At 72.7% G+C, this 18,935-nt stretch carries 16 protein-coding genes; 13 read left to right on the forward strand and 3 right to left on the reverse strand.

The window, feature by feature from the left end; translation table 11 throughout:
• Nucleotides 1-75: 75 nt before the first annotated feature.
• From ACZ60E_RS25440 to nhaA, 6 genes are all read left to right on the forward strand, one after another.
• Nucleotides 76-615 carry a DUF5134 domain-containing protein gene (locus ACZ60E_RS25440; RefSeq protein ID WP_469443312.1) on the forward strand — a complete coding sequence of 180 codons (540 nt, stop codon included), beginning with the start codon at nt 76-78 and terminating at the stop codon, nt 613-615.
• Between the two features lie 140 nt (nt 616-755).
• On the forward strand, nt 756-1,688 hold the full coding sequence (locus tag ACZ60E_RS25445) for a M56 family metallopeptidase (RefSeq protein ID WP_469443314.1): 933 nt from the start codon (nt 756-758) through the stop codon (nt 1,686-1,688).
• A gap of 68 nt (nt 1,689-1,756) precedes the next feature.
• Nucleotides 1,757-2,440 (forward strand): phosphatase PAP2 family protein, encoded by a 684-nt coding sequence (locus ACZ60E_RS25450; RefSeq protein ID WP_384799149.1) that lies wholly within the window; start codon nt 1,757-1,759, stop codon nt 2,438-2,440.
• 65 nt (nt 2,441-2,505) lie between these two features.
• On the forward strand, nt 2,506-3,294 hold the full coding sequence (locus tag ACZ60E_RS25455; RefSeq protein ID WP_384799152.1) for an SAM-dependent methyltransferase: 789 nt from the start codon (nt 2,506-2,508) through the stop codon (nt 3,292-3,294).
• Nucleotides 3,295-3,485: 191 nt separating this feature from the next.
• Nucleotides 3,486-4,796, forward strand: a complete 1,311-nt coding sequence (locus ACZ60E_RS25460) for an SGNH/GDSL hydrolase family protein (protein WP_469443318.1) — start codon at nt 3,486-3,488, stop codon at nt 4,794-4,796.
• A gap of 63 nt (nt 4,797-4,859) precedes the next feature.
• Complete coding sequence (gene nhaA / locus ACZ60E_RS25465; protein ID WP_469443543.1) at nt 4,860-6,758, forward strand: Na+/H+ antiporter NhaA; 1,899 nt, start codon at nt 4,860-4,862, stop codon at nt 6,756-6,758.
• A 21-nt stretch (nt 6,759-6,779) separates the two neighbouring features.
• On the opposite strand, the gene ACZ60E_RS25470 is transcribed toward nhaA, so the two are convergent.
• Nucleotides 6,780-7,313, reverse strand: coding sequence for a TetR/AcrR family transcriptional regulator (locus ACZ60E_RS25470; protein WP_453792269.1), 534 nt, complete (start codon nt 7,311-7,313; stop codon nt 6,780-6,782).
• 22 nt (nt 7,314-7,335) lie between these two features.
• Nucleotides 7,336-8,172, reverse strand: coding sequence for an alpha/beta fold hydrolase (locus ACZ60E_RS25475; RefSeq protein WP_469443320.1), 837 nt, complete (start codon nt 8,170-8,172; stop codon nt 7,336-7,338).
• Between the two features lie 610 nt (nt 8,173-8,782).
• Between ACZ60E_RS25475 and ACZ60E_RS25480 the strand changes: the two genes are divergently transcribed.
• Nucleotides 8,783-9,484, forward strand: a complete 702-nt coding sequence (locus ACZ60E_RS25480; protein WP_469443321.1) for a hypothetical protein — start codon at nt 8,783-8,785, stop codon at nt 9,482-9,484.
• A gap of 63 nt (nt 9,485-9,547) precedes the next feature.
• On the opposite strand, the gene ACZ60E_RS25485 is transcribed toward ACZ60E_RS25480, so the two are convergent.
• The gene (locus tag ACZ60E_RS25485) at nt 9,548-11,134 is read right to left on the reverse strand and encodes a hypothetical protein (protein WP_469443324.1); all 1,587 of its coding nucleotides are present in this window, start codon (nt 11,132-11,134) and stop codon (nt 9,548-9,550) included.
• 185 nt (nt 11,135-11,319) lie between these two features.
• Between ACZ60E_RS25485 and ACZ60E_RS25490 the strand changes: the two genes are divergently transcribed.
• The 6 genes from ACZ60E_RS25490 to ACZ60E_RS25515 all read left to right on the forward strand — a co-directional run bounded on the left by ACZ60E_RS25490 (nt 11,320) and on the right by ACZ60E_RS25515 (nt 18,915).
• Nucleotides 11,320-12,261, forward strand: coding sequence for a pseudouridine-5'-phosphate glycosidase (locus ACZ60E_RS25490; protein WP_469443326.1), 942 nt, complete (start codon nt 11,320-11,322; stop codon nt 12,259-12,261).
• Nucleotides 12,258-13,010: an HAD family hydrolase gene (locus ACZ60E_RS25495; protein ID WP_469443328.1), complete on the forward strand. Its 753-nt coding sequence runs from the start codon at nt 12,258-12,260 to the stop codon at nt 13,008-13,010. Before ACZ60E_RS25490 ends, ACZ60E_RS25495 begins: the two co-directional genes overlap by 4 nt.
• A complete protein-coding gene (locus tag ACZ60E_RS25500; RefSeq protein ID WP_469443330.1) occupies nt 13,007-14,488 on the forward strand; it encodes an MFS transporter in 1,482 nt (493 codons plus the stop codon). The genes ACZ60E_RS25495 and ACZ60E_RS25500 overlap by 4 nt, the downstream gene beginning before the upstream one ends.
• An 11-nt stretch (nt 14,489-14,499) precedes the next feature.
• Entirely contained in the window at nt 14,500-14,955 is a 456-nt protein-coding gene (locus tag ACZ60E_RS25505; protein WP_469443331.1) for a cupin domain-containing protein, read from the forward strand.
• Between the two features lie 50 nt (nt 14,956-15,005).
• Nucleotides 15,006-15,257 (forward strand): tautomerase family protein, encoded by a 252-nt coding sequence (locus ACZ60E_RS25510; RefSeq protein WP_469443332.1) that lies wholly within the window; start codon nt 15,006-15,008, stop codon nt 15,255-15,257.
• Nucleotides 15,258-15,882: 625 nt separating this feature from the next.
• On the forward strand, nt 15,883-18,915 hold the full coding sequence (locus tag ACZ60E_RS25515; protein ID WP_469443334.1) for an AfsR/SARP family transcriptional regulator: 3,033 nt from the start codon (nt 15,883-15,885) through the stop codon (nt 18,913-18,915).
• Nucleotides 18,916-18,935: the final 20 nt, after the last annotated feature.

Genomic DNA, 18,935 nt, shown 5'->3' on the forward strand with positions numbered 1-18,935 from the left:
CGCCGCTTGCGCCCCGTCCGGCCGGGGCATCACTTCGACCGGACTGTCCGACACCGTCGAGCGGGGAGGTGCGCGGTGCACGGACCGGGGGCAGGGTCGTCCGGCTGGCTGCTCGTCGCGCTGTGCACGGCGACCGGGGCCTACTGCCTGCTGCGGATGCGCAGCAGGGTCGAGGAGCAGCGCCGCACCGCGGGCGGCGAGGCGCTGATGGGATTCGGCATGGCCGCGATGGCCGTGCCCGCGGCGGTACTGGCGCCACCGCGCTGGGCCTGGGCGGTCTACGCGGCCGTGTTCGGGGCGGCCGCGTTGCGGGCCCTGTGGGCGGCGCGGAGCAGTGCCCACCATCTGCATCACCTGGTGGGCGCCTTCGCCATGGTCTACATGGCCGCGATGATGGCGAGCGGGACACATGCGGGGATTCCCGTCCTGACCGGCGTGCTGCTCGTGTACTTCACGGCGTACGTGCTGTGGACCGGGACCCGGCTCGTGCCCGTCACCGCCGACGGCCCGGCGGGAGACCTCCGCGCGCCCGGCTGGGGCGACCGGCTGGAGCTGGCGCGGGCGTGCCGGCTCGCCATGGGCATCGGGATGCTGGCGATGCTCCTCACCCTCTGAGGGCACTCACCGAAGCGACCGGCCGAGCACCCCCTCAGGTCACCCTCTGAGGGGATTCGCGGCTGTACGGAACCGTGGTCTGCGTCACTTGCCACGACCAGTCGTATCCGGCGGCGCCGCCGCGCTCATAGGCTGCGTCCATGATGGTCCCCGCAGCACTGTTGCTGCTCGGCGCCCTGGCCGCCGTTCTCGCTCCGCGCCTGCTCGCGCGGGCGGAATGGCAGGACCGCGAACCGGTGGTCGCCCTGTGGGCGTGGCAGTGCGTGGTGGTGGCCGTCCTCCTCTGCTGCGCGCTGTCGATGGCGCTCAGCGCTGCCGCCGCCTGGCAGGCGGTCCGCGGCCGGCTCTTCGCCCCCGCCCCGCACGCCGTGGTGGAGGCCTACGCCCTCGCCGGAGGACCCTGGGCCGCTGCCACGGCGGTGACGCTGGCGCTCGGCGGGGTGTGGACCGCGGCCATGCTGGCCCGCGAGATCGGCCGGGCCGCCGCCCGCCGCCGGCGCCGCCGCGCCGAACTCCTCGTACGCGCACCGCTGTTGCCCGGTGAGGAGCCGGGCGGTGAGCGGCTGGTCGTCCTGGAGGGGGAGCGTCCCGATGCCTGGTGGCTGCCCGGCGCCGCACCCCGACTCGTCATCACCACCGCCGCGTTGCGCCGCCTCAAGGGGCAGCAGCTGGACGCCGTGCTCGCCCATGAGCAGGGCCACGCGCGCGCCCGGCACAACTGGCTGCTGCACTCCTCGGCGGCGCTGGCGGGCGGCTTTCCGCAGGTCCCGGTGTTCGCGGCGTTCCGCGACGAGATGCACCGGCTGGTGGAACTCGCCGCCGACGACATGGCGTCACGCAGGTTCGGCCGGCTGACCACCGCCCTCGCGCTGGTCGAACTCAACGAGGACCGCGGGGTGTTCGGGCCCTGCCCCACCCCTCACGCGCATGTTCCGCAGCGGGTCCACCGGCTGCTCACTCCCCCGGACCGTCTCCCGCCCACCCGCCGGCTGAGGCTCACCGCGGCGGCGGCGCTGGTGCCGGTGATCCCGGTCCTGGTGGCCTTCGGGCCGGGGCTGCGGGCGCTCGGGTAGCCGCAGGCATAACGCACGGGAAACCCCCGGGTTCGCCTCGCACCCCACCCGTCGGCGAGGATCGACGCATGCACTCTCCCGTCGACTCGCCGCCCCACGCGACCGGCCCCGGGATCGCCCTGCGCGTTGCCACGGCTCTCGCTCCGCCCATCGTGCTGCTGATCGTCCTGGTCACGGCCTCCTGGGACCCGCTCATGGCCCTCGACGGCGACATCGCCCGCACCACCCACCGCTGGGCGGTCGACGACCCCGGCCTGACCCAGGCGTTCCGCATCCTCACCGACTGGGTGTGGGACCCCTGGACGATGCGGGCCCTGATCGCCGTCACCGTGCTCTGGCTGGTGCTGCACCACGGCGCGTGGTGGCTCGCCCTGTGGCTGACGGCCACCAGCCTCCTCGCCGCGCTCCTCTCGCAGGGGATCAAGGCTGCGGTCGACCGCGACCGGCCCGTCTGGCCCGACCCGGTGGACTCCGCCCACTTCGCCGCCTTCCCCTCCGGGCACGCCATGACGGCCACGGTGGCGTGCGGGCTGCTGCTGTGGGTGCTGCGCCTGTACGGCGCCGGGCGCGTCCTGTGGCGTGTCGCGGTGGCCGTGGCGGTGGTGTCCGTCGCCGGTGTGGGGTTCACCCGGATCTGGCTGGGCGTGCACTGGTCGACGGACGTGCTCGGCGGCTGGCTCCTGGGCGCGTTGGCGGTGGCCCTGGCGGTGGTCTCGTACGCCCGGCGCTTCCCTCCCGCGCGGAGCACATGATGTACTCCACCTGCGTGATCGAATAGTTGGTCCAACCCGTTCTTGGCGCGATGGAGTTGCTTGTCATGTCGACCGGCCCACAGCGGTTCTCGCAGATCGTTACCGACAAGGCGCACCCCGCGCGGGTCTATGACTGGCTGCTGGGCGGCAAGGACAACTATCCGGTCGACGAGGCGGTGGGCGAGAAGCTGCCGCCCGAGGCGAAGGACGCGGCCCGTCAGAACCGGCAGTTCATGCACCGGGCGGCGGCCTGGCTCGCCACCCAGGGCGTCGACCAGTTCCTGGACATCGGCACGGGCATCCCCACCGAGCCCAACCTCCACCAGATCGTCCAGGACATCGTGCCGACGGCGAAGGTCGTCTACACGGACAACGACCCGATCGTGCTGCGTCACGCCGAGGCGCTGCTGGTCAGCCGTCCCGGCGGGGTCACCGACTACATCGAGGCCGATGTGCGGCAGCCGGAGGCGATCGTCGAACACGCCCGGCGCGTCCTGGACTTCAGCCGTCCCATCGCGCTGTCGCTGATCGCGCTGATGCACTTCATCCCCGACGAGCAGGACGCCCACTCCATCGTCCGCGACCTGGTCGCCACGCTGCCGCCGGGCAGCTATCTGGTGCTGTCGCACGCCGCCTCCGACCTGTATCCGGAACTGGCCGCGCAGGTCACCGCCGAGTACGCCAAGGGCGGCATCCAGCTCGGTTTCCGCACCCGCGCGGAGGTGGAGCGCTTCTTCGACGGCCTCGAACTCGTGACGCCGGGTCTGGTGACGGCGACGGAGTGGGACGCGTCGGGCAAGGTGCAGGGCGCCGACGGCAGCGGCATCTACACGGGTGTGGCCCGCGTTTCGTGACCGCGGGGCCTTCGGCACGGGCGGTCGGTACGGACCGGGCGAGTCAGTAACTCCCTCACCTGAAAAGGTAATTGGCACCGGCTGTCACGTCTGACGCAGGGATCCCACGGGCAGGCCGTACGGGAATGAGCCGCCGCGGTCCCGGCGGTTCCGCCTGCGCGCCGGGACCGTACGTCACCGAAGGGACCCCCATGCCCCCTTTCCGTACGCCCTCCCTGCGCCGCGCCGCACTGGCCCTGGCCCTGACGCTCCTGGCGTCGGGGTCGACGGTCTCCGCGACCACGGCCGCCACACCGGACACCACCGTGACCGCCGGCACCGCGGCGGCCGGACGCTCCTGGTTCACCTCCTGGGCGCAGTCGCAGCAGGAACTCGCCCCGACTCCCCTGCGTGACCAGTCCGTTCGCATGATCACGCATCTCGGCCAGGGCGGCGGGGCGCTGCGGGTCCGGATCCAGAACACCTTCGGCACGGCCCCGCTCACCGTGGACGCGGCCACCGTCGGCCACAGCGGCGGACAGGACGCGTCCGTGGAGGGCGATGTCCTCGCCGTCACCTTCGACGGGCGGCGCGAGGTCGTCGTACCGGCCGGCGGCGAGGTGTGGAGCGACGCGGCGGCGCTGAGGACCGATGCGCAGGACGACGTCGCGGTCTCCCTGTCCGTGTCCGGCACGGTCACGCCGGGACGGCACACCGGAGCGTTCCGCTCCAACTACCTGACCCCGCCCGGCTCCGGCGACCACACGGCCGAGGCGAGCGGCTCCGCGTACACGCAGACCGTCGGCTCCACGTATCTGGTGAGCGCCGTCGACGTGCACAACCCGAAGCTCAGGGGCACGATCGTCGCGTACGGCAGCTCGGTGGTCGACGGGACCGGCAGCACCGACTGCGGACCCGGCTGCACGCCCGAGGGAACCGATCACCGCTGGACGGACGACCTCGCCCGCCGCATCACCGCCGAACTCCCCCGCACCCGGCAGCTCGCGATCGCCAACGCGGGCATCGGCGGCACGACCAGTTCCGCCGACTGCCCGCGCAATCCCGCCGGCATACGGGGGCTCGACGCGGCGGCTCGGCTGGACCGGGATGTGCTCGCCCTGCACGGCGTGACCGGGGTCCTCTACTACTACGGCACGAACGACCTCGCCAACGGCTGTGACGCCGACCTGATCCTGCGCAGCTACGACGAGGTGTTCCAGCGGCTGCGGGCCGCCGGGATCAAGGTCTACGTCACGCCGATCACCTCGCGTCCCGGCTACACCGACCGGAACAACCTCGACCGCCACGCCGTCGGCACCCACGTCAAGAAGGGGAACCTCTGCGACGGGACGTGCGACGGCGTCATGGACTTCGACCAGGTCCTCAAGGACCCGCTGAAGCCCAACAGCATCAACCCCGCGTACGACACCGGCGACGGCATCCACGCCAACATCGCGGGCCAGCGGGCGCTCGCCGACTACGTCTCGCTGCCGATGCTCGTGTCGTCGACCGGACGCCGCTGACGCCACCGGCCGCGCCCCCGTCGGGTGCCGGATCATGAGTGGGGTCAGAATCAGAGGGTGACCGTGCCCTCCGAGACCTCACCGCCGCCGCTGCAGACCCTGTGCGGCACCGCCCCCCGCAGCCCCCTGCGCGCCTTCCTGCGGACGGAGACCGGCAGTGCCGCGTTCCTGCTGGCGGGCGCGCTCGCCGCCCTCGTCTGGGCCAACGTCGGCGCCGGTTCGTACGACTCCCTGTGGGAGACCGAGTTGTCGGTCCGCGTCGGCTCGGGCGGCGTCTCCCTCGAACTGCGCGAGTGGCTGAACAGCGGGCTGATGACGCTGTTCTTCTTCGTGGTCGGACTGGAGGCGCGCCGCGAGTTCGACATGGGCGAGCTGCGGGAGCGGCGGCGGATCACCCTGCCGCTGCTCGCGGGGCTCAGCGGCATGCTCGTACCCGTCGCGATCTATCTGGCGGTCAACGCGGGCGAGGACTCCGTGCACGGCTGGGGCGCGGCCATGTCCACGGACACGGCCTTCGCGCTCGGCATGCTCGTCGTCTTCGGGAACCGGCTGCCCGGCAGTCTGCGGGTCTTCATCCTCACCGTCGCCGTCGTCGACGACTTCCTGGCCCTGGCCGTCATCGCCTTCGCGTACAGCGGGGCCATCGCCCTGCCCGCGCTGCTGACCGCGCTGGGCCTGTTCGCCGTCGTGCTGGTGGTGCGCCGCACCCTCGGCATGCGCGTCCCCTCCCTGTACGCGGTCCTGGGCGTCGCCATCTGGGTGGCGCTGCTGAAGTCGGGGGTGGACCCGGTGGTGACCGGCCTCGCGATGGGACTGCTGACGTACGCCCGCCCGGCGGAACGCGGCGACCTGGAACAGGCCAGCAGGCAGTTCCGGCGCTTCCGCGAGCAGCCGACCCCGGAACTCGAACGCACCGTACGGCGCCAGATCGCCTCCACGCTCTCTCCCAACGACCGGCTCCAGCGCATGCTCCACCCCTGGACGAGCTATGTGATCGTGCCGCTGTTCGCCCTCGCCAACGCCGGGATCACCCTCAGCGCCGACCAGCTGACCGGAGCGTTCACCTCACCGGTCACCCTCGGCATCCTCCTCGGTTATGTGCTCGGCAAGCCGGTCGGCATCATCGGCGCGACCTGGCTCACCACGCGGCTCAGCAAGGGACGCCTGCATCCGCCGGTCGGCTGGGGCGCCATCTCCGCGGGCGGCACGCTGGCCGGGGTGGGCTTCACGGTGTCCCTGCTGATCGCCACCCTCGCCTTCGACGGCGACCAACTGGAGCAGGCGAAGATCGGCATCCTGGGCGCCGTGCTCTGCTCGTTCCTCCTCGCCTGGCTGGTCACCGCGGTGACCGGCGCCCTGTCCGCGCAGTCCAGGGCCCGCGCCCTGCTGGGCACCGGGCAGACCATCGTCGACCTCAGCGACCCCGTCGACATGGACCGCGACCACGTGCGAGGCCCCCGGGACGCACCCGTGACACTCCTGGAGTACGGGGACTTCGAGTGCCCCTACTGCGGGCTGGCCGAGCCCGTGGTGCGCGAACTGCTCGCCGACTTCGGCGACGTACGGTACGTGTGGCGGCATCTGCCGCTGCCGGACGTGCACCCGGGTGCGCAGCTCGCGGCGGAGGCCGCCGAGGCCGCCCACCGGCAGGGCAGCTACTGGGAGATGCACGAGCAGCTGATGCGGCATCAAGGGGATCTGCTGCCGAAGGACCTGCTGCGCTACGCCGGGGAGATCGGCCTCGACACGGACCGCTTCCGCGCCGACCTCCGGGCCGGTACGGGCGCCGCCAGGGTCGCCGCGGACGTGGAGTCCGCCGACCTCAGCGGGGTGTCGGGCACCCCCACGTTCTTCGTCAACGGCCGCCGTCACCACGGCGCCTACGACATCGCCGCGCTGTCCTCGGCGGTACGCGCCGCACGGCAGCGGGCCTCGCTCACCGGGACGGGCCGGAAGAACTGACCCGGAACCGACGCCGTGCGTTCAGACCGCGCGCAGGCCCCGGTCGGCGAAGTCGATCAGCCACTCGAAGCTCTCGTCGATGTCGGCGCTCCACTGGAAGCCGTCGGCCGCCTGCAGTGTGGCGAACCCGTGGCACAGGCTGCGGAGCATGCGCAGGGCGTGGTCCATGTCGGACTCCGCGATCTCGTAGCCGCGCAGGACCGCCTTGAACGCGCCGAGCAGCCGCCGGCCCGCGACGGCCATCGGATCGTCCCGGTCGGTCGGTTCCACGCCGATCGTCGCCGCGTACCGGCCGGGATGCTCCAGGACGAAGGCGCGGAAGGCCCGCGCGGCGGCCGCCAGGGCGTCGCGGCCCGCATACCCCTGGACCGCGCCGCCGACGGCGTCGGCGGCCTCGCTCATCGCCAGCGCCGCGATGCGCCGGTTGAGGTCCTCCTGACCGCCCACGTGCTTGTACAGGGACGGGGTGCGCACGCCCACCCGTTGGGCCAGCAGGCCCATCGTGAGGTGGGCGAAACCCACCTCGTCGGCGAGGGCGGCGCCGGCCGCGACCACGGCCGCCGGGTCCAGGCCCGCCCTAGGCACGGGCGGCGTCCGACCGGAGGAAGCCGAGCACGAGCGAGAGGACCTCGTCGGGGAACTGGTCGTGGGGGTAGTGTCCGGCGCCCTCGATCATCTCAAGGCGGCCGAGGCCGGCCGGCAGGTCACCGATGATCGCCGAACCCTCGGCGTGCGGGTCGACCCAGTCGGGGTCGAGGGTGCCCATCACGACCAGGACCGGGCAGCGGACGTTGCCGAGCTGCGCGCCGGCGTCGGTCGGGGCGCTGCGGCCCATGGCCTGCATGGCCTTCATCCGGCCCGGCTCACGCATCAGGGAGTCGATACGGCCGAGCCGCTCGGCCCAGTGGGCGGGCTTCGTGCCGGGGTAGGCCACGTCGAGGTAGGCGCGCCACTGGCCGACGCTTCCGAACACGCCGGTGCCGAGCAGCCGGAACATGCCCTGCCGGTAGCGCTTGAGGCGCATGCCGCCGAGGCTGATCGACTGCTTGCGGGTGAACGGCGCCAGCTCGACGACCGCGGTGACCAGCGAGGGCTCCTGCGCCGCGGCGATGGTGGCGGCGCCGCCGGAGATCGAGTGGCCGACGAGCACGGCCGGGCCGCCGAGGTGGCGGATCAGGGCCAGCAGGTCGCCGGCGATCGCGGTACGGCTCCAGGCGTGCCAGTCGGTACTGGATTCGCCGCAGCCGCGCAGGTCGACGGCGGCGACGCGGTGGCCCGCCGCCACCAGCGGCGGGATCAACGCGCGGTAGGCGGCGCGGCTGTCGCCCATGCCGTGCGCGAGGACGATCAGCGGGCCGGATCCGGCCACCTCGTAAGCGATGGTGCCGCCGTCGACGGCGAGGTACTCGGTCATGACATCTCCCGGATCGTATGGGCCGACTGTTGCCGCCGACCGCTTGGCTAAGGTTGTTAGCTAAAAGCTAATGTGATTAGCCGAACGTGTCAATGGGGGATTCGGCGAGGAATCGCCGGGGGGTGGCGGTGCGGCGGGGGGTCGGTCGGCCCTGCCTGATGCGTCTGCGGCGGGCTGGCGTATGCGGGCGCGGGCCGGGCGGTGGGCCGGGCAGCGCAGCGCAGCGCCGCCGAGCGTTTCGACCGGGGCGCGGCGGACGCGGGTGGCTCCGCGGCGGCGGGCGGCGACGCCTTCGGGCTCTTGGGTCTGGGCGTCCCGCGTTCCCGGCGGCCCGCGGTGACTCAGCGGCTGGTGCGCGCTACCACCGAGGCCCCCTGGGAGACGGATGCGTCTGTGTCTGTGTCACCAGCACGGCGATCTCGTCGGAGCCGGGCAACCGGCCGAAGCGGCGGTCGCCGACGGATGCGTGGCCGTCCCCTCCTGGCGATCGAGTCGGACAAAACTTTTCCTCTTTGGACCAATCCGTACACCGCAGTGGCAACGGATCACCCTCGCAGGCCGACAACACTCGGCTCACACACGAACCTCAGCACGGTGAAAGGGCAGTTGCATGACAGGCAAGGCGGGCGGGGAAGGGCACATACGCCCGGAGCAGGGTACGGACGTCGTGGACCGCGGCGCGGAAAGCCGGTCCGACTCTTTGGAGTCCGCGCCGATATTCGTCGATCCCAGCGGCCGGCGGGCCAGCCGGATGCGCCGGATGGGCTGGCTCGTGGCAGCCGGTTGCGTGTGCTCCGCCGCCACCCTGGGCGTCGCGATCGCCGACGGCAACTCCACCGCTCCATGGCTCCAGATACCCGGCGTGCTCGGCGGCAGCAGCCAGAACCAGAGCGTGGACGAGGTCGAGCAGTCGGAGTCGCCGAAGTCCGGCGCACCGACCGCCGACAGTCCCTCCTCCACCGCCGCGGGGTCACCGATCCGGCAGCCGTCGAAGGACACGGCCCCGGAGGCGATGGGCGGTTCGCCGTCGGCCGAGAAGGGCTCGACCACCTCGGCCGACGAGCCGTCCGCGGCCGGCGCGTCCTCGAAGGCGGGCAACACCGGGGCGGTGCCCGCCGACGAGGAGGAAGCGGTCGCCGTGCAGCCCAGCCGGACGGCGTCCCCCGACTCGGCCCAGGAGCCGACCACGGCTCCCAGTACGGCCGACTCCACTCCCCCGGACACCCCGGCCGAACCCTCGCCGACCGAGACGTCCTCCGGCGGTCTCCTCGACGGCATCACGGACATCGTGTCCGGCCTGTTCGGCAAGTGACGGCTCAGCCCGCGCACTCCCTGCCCGTCAGCTCCGACATCAGCTCCGACAGCAACTCCGAGATCAGCTTCGTATCAGGCGGACGGCCAGCACCCACGCGCACAGCGTGTCCGGGGACCATTCCACGTGATCCTTCGATCCTGACCTGACACCCGGGCTCGTACCGTCCGCCGTGGGTTCCAACTGCCACAGCAGCGAGCCCGGTTCGGTGGGGAGTGCTTCGGCGCCGATGCCGGTCAGCACGTGTCCGGTCGCGGGGAGCGACAGCGCGGCGGAGGGATGCGGCACCGGACCGCCGTCGCTCTCGGCGAAGTCCGTCCGGGCGTCGACGGTGTACCGGACGCCGTCGACCACGAACGAGGACTTCAGGCAGACCGCGTACGCGTCGATGGTGCACGGGCTGGAGACCCGGTGGTCCTTGGAGCGCGCGGTCCAGGCGCCTCCTGCCCGCGGGTAGGAGGCGGTGGCGAGGTTGCCCTCGGTGTGACCGCCCCTGGGATCGCGCCAGTTGACGCGGAATCCCCCGCCGATCAGCGTGTGGCCCGCCGGGACCCGGGCGGAGGCGAACGGGTGCGCCGCGCGCTCGCTCCGGGTCCTGACGACGGTCAGCAGTTCCCCGGCCAGCCGCTCACGGCTGACTCCGTCGATGCTCATGCCGATCGCGAAGGCGGTCAGCCGGTGCGGCTGCGGGATGTTGTGGTCCTTGGACGACGCCAGCCAGGCCGATCCGTCGTCCGCCGGGTACGAGGCGGTCAGCAACGCGCCCTGCGGTGATTCCACGGCGGTCGCGCCGCCGCCGATCGCCACCATGTCGCCGTCGACCTCGGCGGCGAGGTCGGTGAAGTGCTGCTGGTCGCGGCCGGCCCGGTGCCGGAAGGCCGCGGTGGTGATCAGCCCGGAGGCGTCACGGCGGCGGAACAGCTCGCTGCTCCGCCGGTACGTGGCCGCCGACGGCAGACGCTCGACCGACGACAGCGCCCGCCCCACAAATCCTGCGGCAGGCGCTGCGGTCGGCGCCGCGCTCGGCGTATCGGCCGACGCGCCGAGGCCCGGCCCGCGATCCGCACCGAGGCCCGGCGCGACATCCGTGGTGCGGTCTCGCCCGCGATCCGTCCGCAGGGCCATCAGGTGGTGGACCGCCTCGCGACCCGCGCGCGTGCCGTAGTGCTTGAACGCGAACCGGCGCGCACGCTCGGGGGAACGGCCCGTCAGACAGCGCAGCAGGGACGGAGCGGCCCCCGGGGCCGAGTCGTCGGTCGCGCGCCAGTTGTCGTCGCCCGGCTCCCGCCAGATCGCGGCGGCCATCAGCCGCGGATCGCCCAGGCAGTCGCACGAGACGTCCTCCAGGATCCGCCACAGCGACTTGGGGACGTCGTCCAGCACTCCCGGCCGCCCCTGCCCCGGCTCCTGGTGCCAGTGCAGCAGCGCCCCGCCGCCCTCGGCCCCGGCCCCGGAGAAGCCGACGCTCAGCCATCTGCCGTCCGGATGCCGCAGTCGCGCGGTCTGCGCCTCCTCCTGGGCAGCGGTGAGGGTGCAGCCCCGCCGGACGGGGTCCGGTTCGAGGATCGCGTGCAGGACCGCCAACGAGGCGCAGCGGTCGAGGACTTCGGCGGTGTCCGGCAGCCGCAGCGCGACATCGTGGAGGTTCATGGGGCCATTCAAGCGCCCGGCACTGACAACGCGGGAGCCGGGCGAGCGCGGGGTGGGAACGGAACGGGAACGGGGTTCGGGACAGTCCTGGTGACCCGGAGAGCAGCACACTCCCGCGCCGACCGAGTCGCACGCACCGCCTCCGCTCCCCGACCTCGTACGACGAATCGTTCAGGAGACCCCTCGTGCACCCATTGCTGCGTACAAGTGAGGAAGTAGGTGACGCGCTGGCCGAGAACCGGCCCGTTGTCGCCCTGGAATCAACGGTGATCGCCCATGGACTGCCCTATCCGGGCAACGTGGAGACCGCGCTCGCCATCGAGAAGGCGGTCCGGGAGTCGGGTGCCGTCCCGGCGACCGTCGGGCTGGACGGCGGCCGGTTCACCGTGGGCATGTCCCCCGACGACATGGAACGCTTCGCGGTCGGTACCGACGTGCCCAAGGTGTCCAGCAGGGATGTCGGTGTCGTACTGGCCGGCGGCGGCCTGGGTGCCACCACGGTGGCCTCGTCGATCGTCGCCGCGGATCTCGCGGGCATCCCGTTCTTCTCCACGGCGGGCATCGGCGGAGTCCACCGCGGTGCGGGCGAGAGCTTCGACGTCTCCGCCGACCTCGTGCAGTTCACGCGGAGCAAGGTGGCCGTGGTCTGTGCCGGTGCGAAGAGCATCCTGGACCTGGGCCTGACCCTGGAGTACCTGGAGACGCTCGGGGTGCCGGTGATCGGCTACCGCTTCGACCACTTCCCCGCCTTCTACTGCCGTTCCAGCGGACTGCGCGTCCCCCAGCGGATCGACGACCCGGGCGACATCGCCCGCGCGGTACGGATTCACTGGGCGGCCGGGCTGCCCGGCGGCGCCCTGATCACCGCGCCCATCGACGAGGAACACGCCCTGGACAGCGACCTCATGGAAGGGGTCATCCAGGGGGCGCTGCGCGCCGCCGAGGACGACGGGGTGCGCGGTCCCGCCGCGACCCCATATCTGATGAAGGCCGTCTCGCGGGCCACGGAGGGCCGTTCGGCCGCCGCCAACCGCGAGGTCCTGATCAGCACCGCCCGGCTCGCCGGGCACCTCGCGGTCGCGTACGCCGCCACCGCCGAGCCCGTCGGACAGGTGGCCGCGGCATGACCACCGCGTTCGTCTTCGACATCGACGGCACTCTCGCCGACACCCCGTCCGCCATCGCCGAACTGATCGGTGACGTGGTGCGCGGTCTCGGCGCCGATCCCTCGCACGCGGACGTGCTGGCCACGGTCGGAAAACCCCTGGAGGCCTCTCTCGCGGGGCTGTTGGGCACGTGCGTCCACGACACCGTGACCGCCGAGGCCGCCGCCCGCTACCGCCGCCGCTTCACCACGGACGTCCTCAGCCGGGGGCCGGAACTCCTGCTGCCGGGAGTCGTCGAGGGGCTGGACCGGCTGCGGTCGGCGCGGATTCCGCTCGGCATCGCCACCTCCAAGATCTACGCCAGTGCCCACGCGCTGCTGGACGCCACCGGCATCCTCAACCGGTTCGACACCGTCATCTGCCACAACATGGTCGAACGCGGCAAGCCCCACCCCGACATGGCGCTGCGCGCCCTGGCCGACCTCCGCGCACAGGCCTCGCGGTCCTGGTACGTCGGCGACACCGTCACCGACATGGCGATGGCCCGTGCCGCGGACCTGCGGACCGTGGCCGTCTCCTACGGCGTCGACACCGCCGAGGCGCTTCAGGCCGCCGGCGCCGACCACGTCGTCGCCGACTTCCCCTCGGTGATCGACGTTCTCCTGCACGGAACACCGCTCACCGCCCGCGTCACGACCCCGGCGACGACCCGCGTCGCCACCCGAGCCCTCACCGGGACCAGCCCGGAACCGACCGGAGCCCTGTCATGACCACCGCCCAGACCCCTGAGACCTCCGCCGAGACCTCCGCCCCTTCTCCTATCCCCGCCTCCCCCGCTCCCCCTCCCGCCTCCACCCGGTTCACCGGCCGTATGGTGGCCGCGCTGCTCGCCCTGTCCATCGCCCAGTTCCTGGTGGCACTCGACTACTCGATCATCTACGTGGCACTGCCCAGCATCGGATCGGGCCTGGGCCTCGCCCCGGAACGGCTCCAGTGGGTCGTGTCGGCGTACGCCGTCTTCTTCGCCAGTTTCCTCGTGGTCGGGGGCCGGGCCGCCGACCTGACCGGGCCGCGCCGGCTCTTCCTCGGCGCGCTGGCCCTGTTCGGTCTCGGCTCGCTCGCGGCCGGACTGGCCGGCGACCAGTGGCTGCTGGTCGCTTCCCGTGCCGCGCAGGGCATCGGCGCCGCCGCCCTGACCCCGGCCATGCTGGCCCTGATCGGTGCCGCGTTCCCGGCAGGCCCCGTCCGTTCCCGAGCGCTCGCGATCTGGGGCGCGATCGGCGCGGTGGGACTCGCCGCCGGTGTACTGATCGGCGGTGTGCTGACCGCCGCGCTCTCCTGGCGGTGGGTGTTCTTCGTGAACGTGCCGCTCATCGCGCTCACCGTCGTCCTCGCGCTGCGGGTCCTGCCGGCCGGCGCGCGGACCAAGGCGTCGGTCAGGCACCTCAACATCCCCGGCGCCGCCCTGTTCACCGGCGCCGTGCTCTTCCTGGTGGCGGCGCTCACCCAGGCCGCGGTCGACGGCTGGGCCTCCGCGTCCTGCCTGGGCTGCCTGGCCGCGGCCGTCGCCCTGGGCACGGCCTGGTCGGCGTACGACCGGCGTCCGGCCGCCACCCCGCTCATCCCGCCGGCCCTGCTGCGGGTCCGCTCGCTGGCCGGTGCGAGCACGATGTCGGCGCTCTACATGGCGAGCGTCGGCGCCGAGTTCTTCCTGATCACCCTCTTCCTCCAGGACGTGTGGGGCTACGGTCCGCTCGGTGCCGGTATCGCCTTCCTGCCGCTGGCGCTGAGCGTGGTGGCGGGCAACCTCGTCACCGGGCAGCTCGCCGGGTCCTGGGGCATCCGCCGCACCCTCGCCACCGGATTCACGGTCGGCGCGGTGGGCCTCGCCCTGCTGGGTCTCGGGACGGGCGGCTCGGACTACTGGACCGCCGTACTGCCGGGCCTGCTGGTCAGCGGGCTGGGCCAGGGCATGGCCTTCGCGGGGATGTACATCGCGGGCACCAAGGACGTGCCCGACAGCGAACAGGGCACCGCGTCCGCCGTCCTGACGACGACGCAGTACACGGGCGGCGCCATGGGACTGGCCGTACTGGTCCTCGTACTGGGCGACGCGCCCGCGGGCGAGGCGTTCGGCCGGGCGTACGCGCTGACCGCCGTCCTCGCCCTGGTGGCCGCCGCGGTGGCACTGCGGACACTGTCGCCCCGTACGGCGGCCGTCCGGGCGGATGCCGGGGGCGAGCGGTGACGCTCCCCCGAGTGATCGAGCCCGGAGCCGGTCCCACCACCGTCGTCGACGGCACCCCCGTCTCCTTCCTCGTCACCGGGGACGACACGGCCGGCCGCTTCGGGCTCACCGAACACCGGCTCCCGCCCCGCGCACCCGGAGCCCCCCTGCACTTCCACAACGAACTCACCGAGATGTTCTACGTGGCGAGCGGCGACGTCCTGCTCACCCTGGGCTCGGAGCGGCGCGTGGCCGGCCCCGGCACGTTCATGATGGTGCCGCCCGGCACCGGCCACGCGTTCGGCAACCCCGGCGCCGATCCCGCCACCCTGCTGGTGATGTTCACCCCGGACGGCGGCCGGGAGAGGTACTTCCGCGAACTGGGCGACCTGCTGAACTCGTCGCCCGAACCGACCCCCGGGATGCTGGAGGAACTGGCGCGCAGATTCGACCAGTTCCCGGTGGCCGAGGGGCTTCAGCACCCCTGAGAAATCTCCCGACACATCCTTCGACACACCCGACGAATGAGGAGAAGACCGTGCCTGTGGTGACCGTGGACTGGTGGAAGGGCAACGACCGACAGAAACGAGCCGATCTCGTGGACGAGTTGACCACGACGGTGGCCCGGATCGCGGGATGCCCGAGAGACGTCGTGACCGTGCTCGTACGGGATGTCGAGCAGGATCACTGGGGCCGTGGAGGCCTGCTCGCCGACACGCCGATCGAGGAGCCGGCGGACCGTGCGCCGGCGCCTCCGGACGCCGAACCCGCGTTGTCGAGGCGCCCTTGACAACACCGGACGCACACGGCCGGTGGCCGACGGTTTCCGCCGTCGGCCACCGGCCGTGTGCGTTTGCGCTTTCGCTTCGGAACGCCGGGCGGGGCGGGGGGACTTCGGCTGCGGGCCGGTGGGGGCGGGTCGCGCAGTTCCCCGCGCCCCCGGGAGGCGGGGCTGCGCCCCTGACCTCCGACCCGGCCGGGAAGCGTACGGGAACTACGCTCCGCGACACAGCCGGTGCAGAAACGATGCTTCGCGTCGTGCCGTTCCCGTGCTCCGGGAGGGGCTCCTTCGCGGCCGGGGCAGTCGGCCGTCGACGCCCGCCCGCGGTATGCCCGTTGCACCCGGTCCGTTCACCCGTCGGCGACCTGCGCAAAGCCTAAACCCCTACAAAAACTTGTCCGATATCCACCAGCGCGCCCCGCGTCTCAGCCACGAGACGTGTGAAGCCGCACCGGTCGGTACACATTGTGGGTCAGGATGTACACGACAGTGATGGCCGCCCAGCGCGGTTCCCTGCGGAACATCGAGGAATGGGAAGCGGTCTCCGGTCCTGCCGCGAGCTCCGCCCCGCTGCTCCCCGCAGGCGAGCAGCGCCGGGGGCGGCCGCCCCCGGACCGAGGAGAGGGCACGCGCCATGCGCCAAACACCGCCCGTACGCTTTCGCATCCTCGGGTCTCTGGAATGTTGGGACGGTGACGAGCGCGTCCACGTCGGCGGGCCCGTCAGCGAACGCGTCCTGGTGACGCTGCTCCTCGAACCCCAGCGCGTCCTGCCGGTCCACCGGCTCGTCGAAGCCGTCTGGGACGAGGACGCCCCGGCCACCGCGGCCCACCAGGTACGCAAGGCCGTCGCCGAACTGCGCCAGCGCATCCCCGACGGACGCACCCTCATCGCGACGGACGGCCCCGGCTACCGCGCCGCCGTCACGACCGAGCAACTGGACCTGCTGCAGTTCACCGACGCCCTGCGGCGGGCCCGCGACCACGCCACCGCCGGCCTCGCCGTGGAGGCGACGGCACTCCTGCGCGAAGCGGTCGCCCTGTGGCGCGGCCCGGTGCTGTCCGGCAACGGCGGAGCGGTCGTCGACGCGGCCTCCGCCTCGCTGGAGGAACGCCGCATGACCGCGGTGGAGCAGCTCTTCGACCTCAGACTGGAGGCCGGGGAGGGCGCCGAACTGGTCGCCGGTATCCGCGAGGCGATCGGCGGCAACCCACTGCGCGAGACCCTCCGCGGCCAGCTCATGCTCGCCCTGTACCGCTCGGGCCGCCAGGCCGAGGCGCTGGAGGAGTACGGGAACATCCGCGCCCTGCTCGACGAGGAACTCGGCATCCAGCCGGGCGACGCCTTACGGGAGCTGCACCAGGCCATCCTGCGCAACGAACCCTCCCTGACCGTCGCCGCCGCACCCTCGCCGACCGCGGCCCCGGCCGTGACCGGCAGCCGCTCCACCCTCCCCTACGACCTGCGGGACTTCACCGGCCGCGAGGAGGAACTGCACAAGCTCCTCGGCTTCGTGGAGGGCGCCACCGGTTCGGGCCCCCTGATCATCGCCATCGACGGCATGGGCGGCAGCGGCAAGACGTCGCTGGCCGTGCGCGCCGCACACCGTCTCACCGAGCAGTACCCCGACGCCCAGCTCCATCTCGACCTGCGCGGCTACACCCCGGGCGAGGAACCCCTCGCCCCGCCCGCCGCGGCCGAGGCCCTGCTGCGGATGCTCGGCATTCCCGGCGAACGCATCCCCGACGACCCGCAGGGCCGGATCAACCTGTGGCGCTCCACCATGACCAAACACCGCATGATCCTGTTGCTTGACAACGTAGTCGACGAGGCTCAGGTGAAGCCGCTCCTCGCCTCGCCCACCGGCACGGTCGTCCTGATCACCAGCCGTGCCCTGCTCGTCGACCTCGACGCGGCGCACTCGGTGTCCCTGGGCACGATGGCGCCGCCGGACAGCGTCGCCCTGATCGTCGGCATCATCGGAGAGCGCCGCGCGGAGGCCGAACCCACGGCCGTCGCCGACCTCGCCGACCTGGCCGGGCACCTGCCGCTCGCCCTGCGCATCGCCGCGGCACGACTGCGCAAACGACCCCGCTGGACCGTGCGCTACCTCGTGGACCGGCTCCGCGACGACACCCACCGCCTCGCCGAACTCAGCGCCGGCGAACGCAGCGTGGAGGTCACCCTGCGGCTGTCGTACGAGGGACTGGGCGCCGACTACCGCAAATCCTTCCGGCTCCTCGGCCAGTACCCGGGCGCCGATCTCGACGTCTACACGGCGGCGGCCCTGCTCGACCTGGGGGTCAGGGACGCCGAGGACGTCCTGGAGTACCTGCTCGACATGCACCTCGTGCAGCAGCACGAGCCGGGCCGCTACGCGTTCCACGACCTCGTGCGCAGCTTCGCCCTCATGCTGTCGCACACGCGGAGTTCCGGCGGCACCGGCGAGTTCTCCGAGGAGGCCGCGGGCGCGGTCCGGCGCCTGCTGGAGTTCTCGCTCACCGCCTCGGACGCCGCCTGCGACCTGCTCTTCCCCGGCCGGGTGCGGATGGCCCGTCCGACACCCTCGTTCCAGCCGGAACTGGCCCCGCTGGCCACGCCGGAAGCCGCCCGCGACTGGTTCGAGCGCGAGCAGGACAGTCTGCTCGCGGCAATCGCCCTGGCCTTCCGCCGGGGCCTGGACCGCGAGGTCGCCCTGCTCGCGGCGAACGTCGTCTTCCACCTCGATCTGCGGGGCAGGCTCGACGACTTCCTCGCCCTGTGCCGTACCGCGCTCGCCGCGGCCCGCCGTCTGAACGAGACCGATCTGCTGCGGCTGAGCCTGTCCAATCTGGCGGTCGCCTGCTGGAAGCGCGGCAGGTTCGAGGACGGCATAGCGGCGGCGGTCGAGGCGCACGAACTGGCGGTGGAACTGGGCGACCGGCGCGGCCAGGCCAAGGACACCGGCGTCCTGGGCCTGCTGCTCGCCACCACCGGCCGCTTCGACGAGGCGCTTCCCCGCCTTGAGCAGTCGATCGCCCTCAAGCGCGAACTCGGCGCCGAGCGGGCCGAGTCGGAGTCCCTGTCGAACGTCAGCGGCGTCTACATGGAGCGCGGCTGCTTCGAGGAGGCGGTGAGCGCGGCGACCCGGTCCATCGAACTCGCCCGCAAACTGGGCGCGTCGGAGAAGGAACTCGTGGGACTCAGCGATCTCGCGCAGGTACAGCTGGCCATGGGTGACGTGGCGACGGCCGCCCGCACGCTGGCGGCGGCCCGCGAGCGTGCCCCCGGTGCGCTGGCCCCGGCCGACCGGGCGCTGCAGCTCGTCCTGTCCGCGGAGGCCGAGGGCCGGCTCGGGCGGCGGCAGCAGGTGCTGCCCTGGGTGGAGGAGGCCCTTGCCGCCAAGGGGCTGGAGGACGCGCCCGTACGGGAGGTCACCGTGTGGAACACCGCGGGACGGTTCTTCCACCGGGACGGCGACGACGAACGGGCGCTGGGGCTGCACCGGCAGGCCCACGCGTCCGCGGCCCGGCTGGGCCACCGGGTGGAGGAGGCCTACGCCCTGGACGGCATCGCCCGGGCCCTGGCGGCGCTGGGTGACGCCGAGGGGGCGGCCGAGCGGGGGGCTGCCGCCGAGGAGGCGTTCCGTGCGATGGGGATCCCGGGCCGCTACCGCCGGGCGGACTGACCCGCCGGTCGGGTGAAACG

The organism is Streptomyces sp. NPDC102514 (assembly GCF_055584525.1).

Excerpts from the sequence above, each read along its gene's own strand:
- ACZ60E_RS25485 (WP_469443324.1), bottom strand. The coding sequence starts at position 11,134 with ATGAACCTCCACGATGTCGCGCTGCGGCTGCCGGACACCGCCGAAGTC.
- ACZ60E_RS25480 (WP_469443321.1), top strand. The coding sequence starts at position 8,783 with ATGACAGGCAAGGCGGGCGGGGAAGGGCACATACGCCCGGAGCAGGGT.
- ACZ60E_RS25455 (WP_384799152.1), top strand. The coding sequence starts at position 2,506 with ATGTCGACCGGCCCACAGCGGTTCTCGCAGATCGTTACCGACAAGGCG.
- ACZ60E_RS25475 (WP_469443320.1), bottom strand. The coding sequence starts at position 8,172 with ATGACCGAGTACCTCGCCGTCGACGGCGGCACCATCGCTTACGAGGTG.
- ACZ60E_RS25460 (WP_469443318.1), top strand. The coding sequence starts at position 3,486 with ATGCCCCCTTTCCGTACGCCCTCCCTGCGCCGCGCCGCACTGGCCCTG.
- ACZ60E_RS25500 (WP_469443330.1), top strand. The coding sequence starts at position 13,007 with ATGACCACCGCCCAGACCCCTGAGACCTCCGCCGAGACCTCCGCCCCT.
- ACZ60E_RS25515 (WP_469443334.1), top strand. The coding sequence starts at position 15,883 with ATGCGCCAAACACCGCCCGTACGCTTTCGCATCCTCGGGTCTCTGGAA.
- ACZ60E_RS25450 (WP_384799149.1), top strand. The coding sequence starts at position 1,757 with ATGCACTCTCCCGTCGACTCGCCGCCCCACGCGACCGGCCCCGGGATC.
- ACZ60E_RS25445 (WP_469443314.1), top strand. The coding sequence starts at position 756 with ATGATGGTCCCCGCAGCACTGTTGCTGCTCGGCGCCCTGGCCGCCGTT.
- ACZ60E_RS25495 (WP_469443328.1), top strand. The coding sequence starts at position 12,258 with ATGACCACCGCGTTCGTCTTCGACATCGACGGCACTCTCGCCGACACC.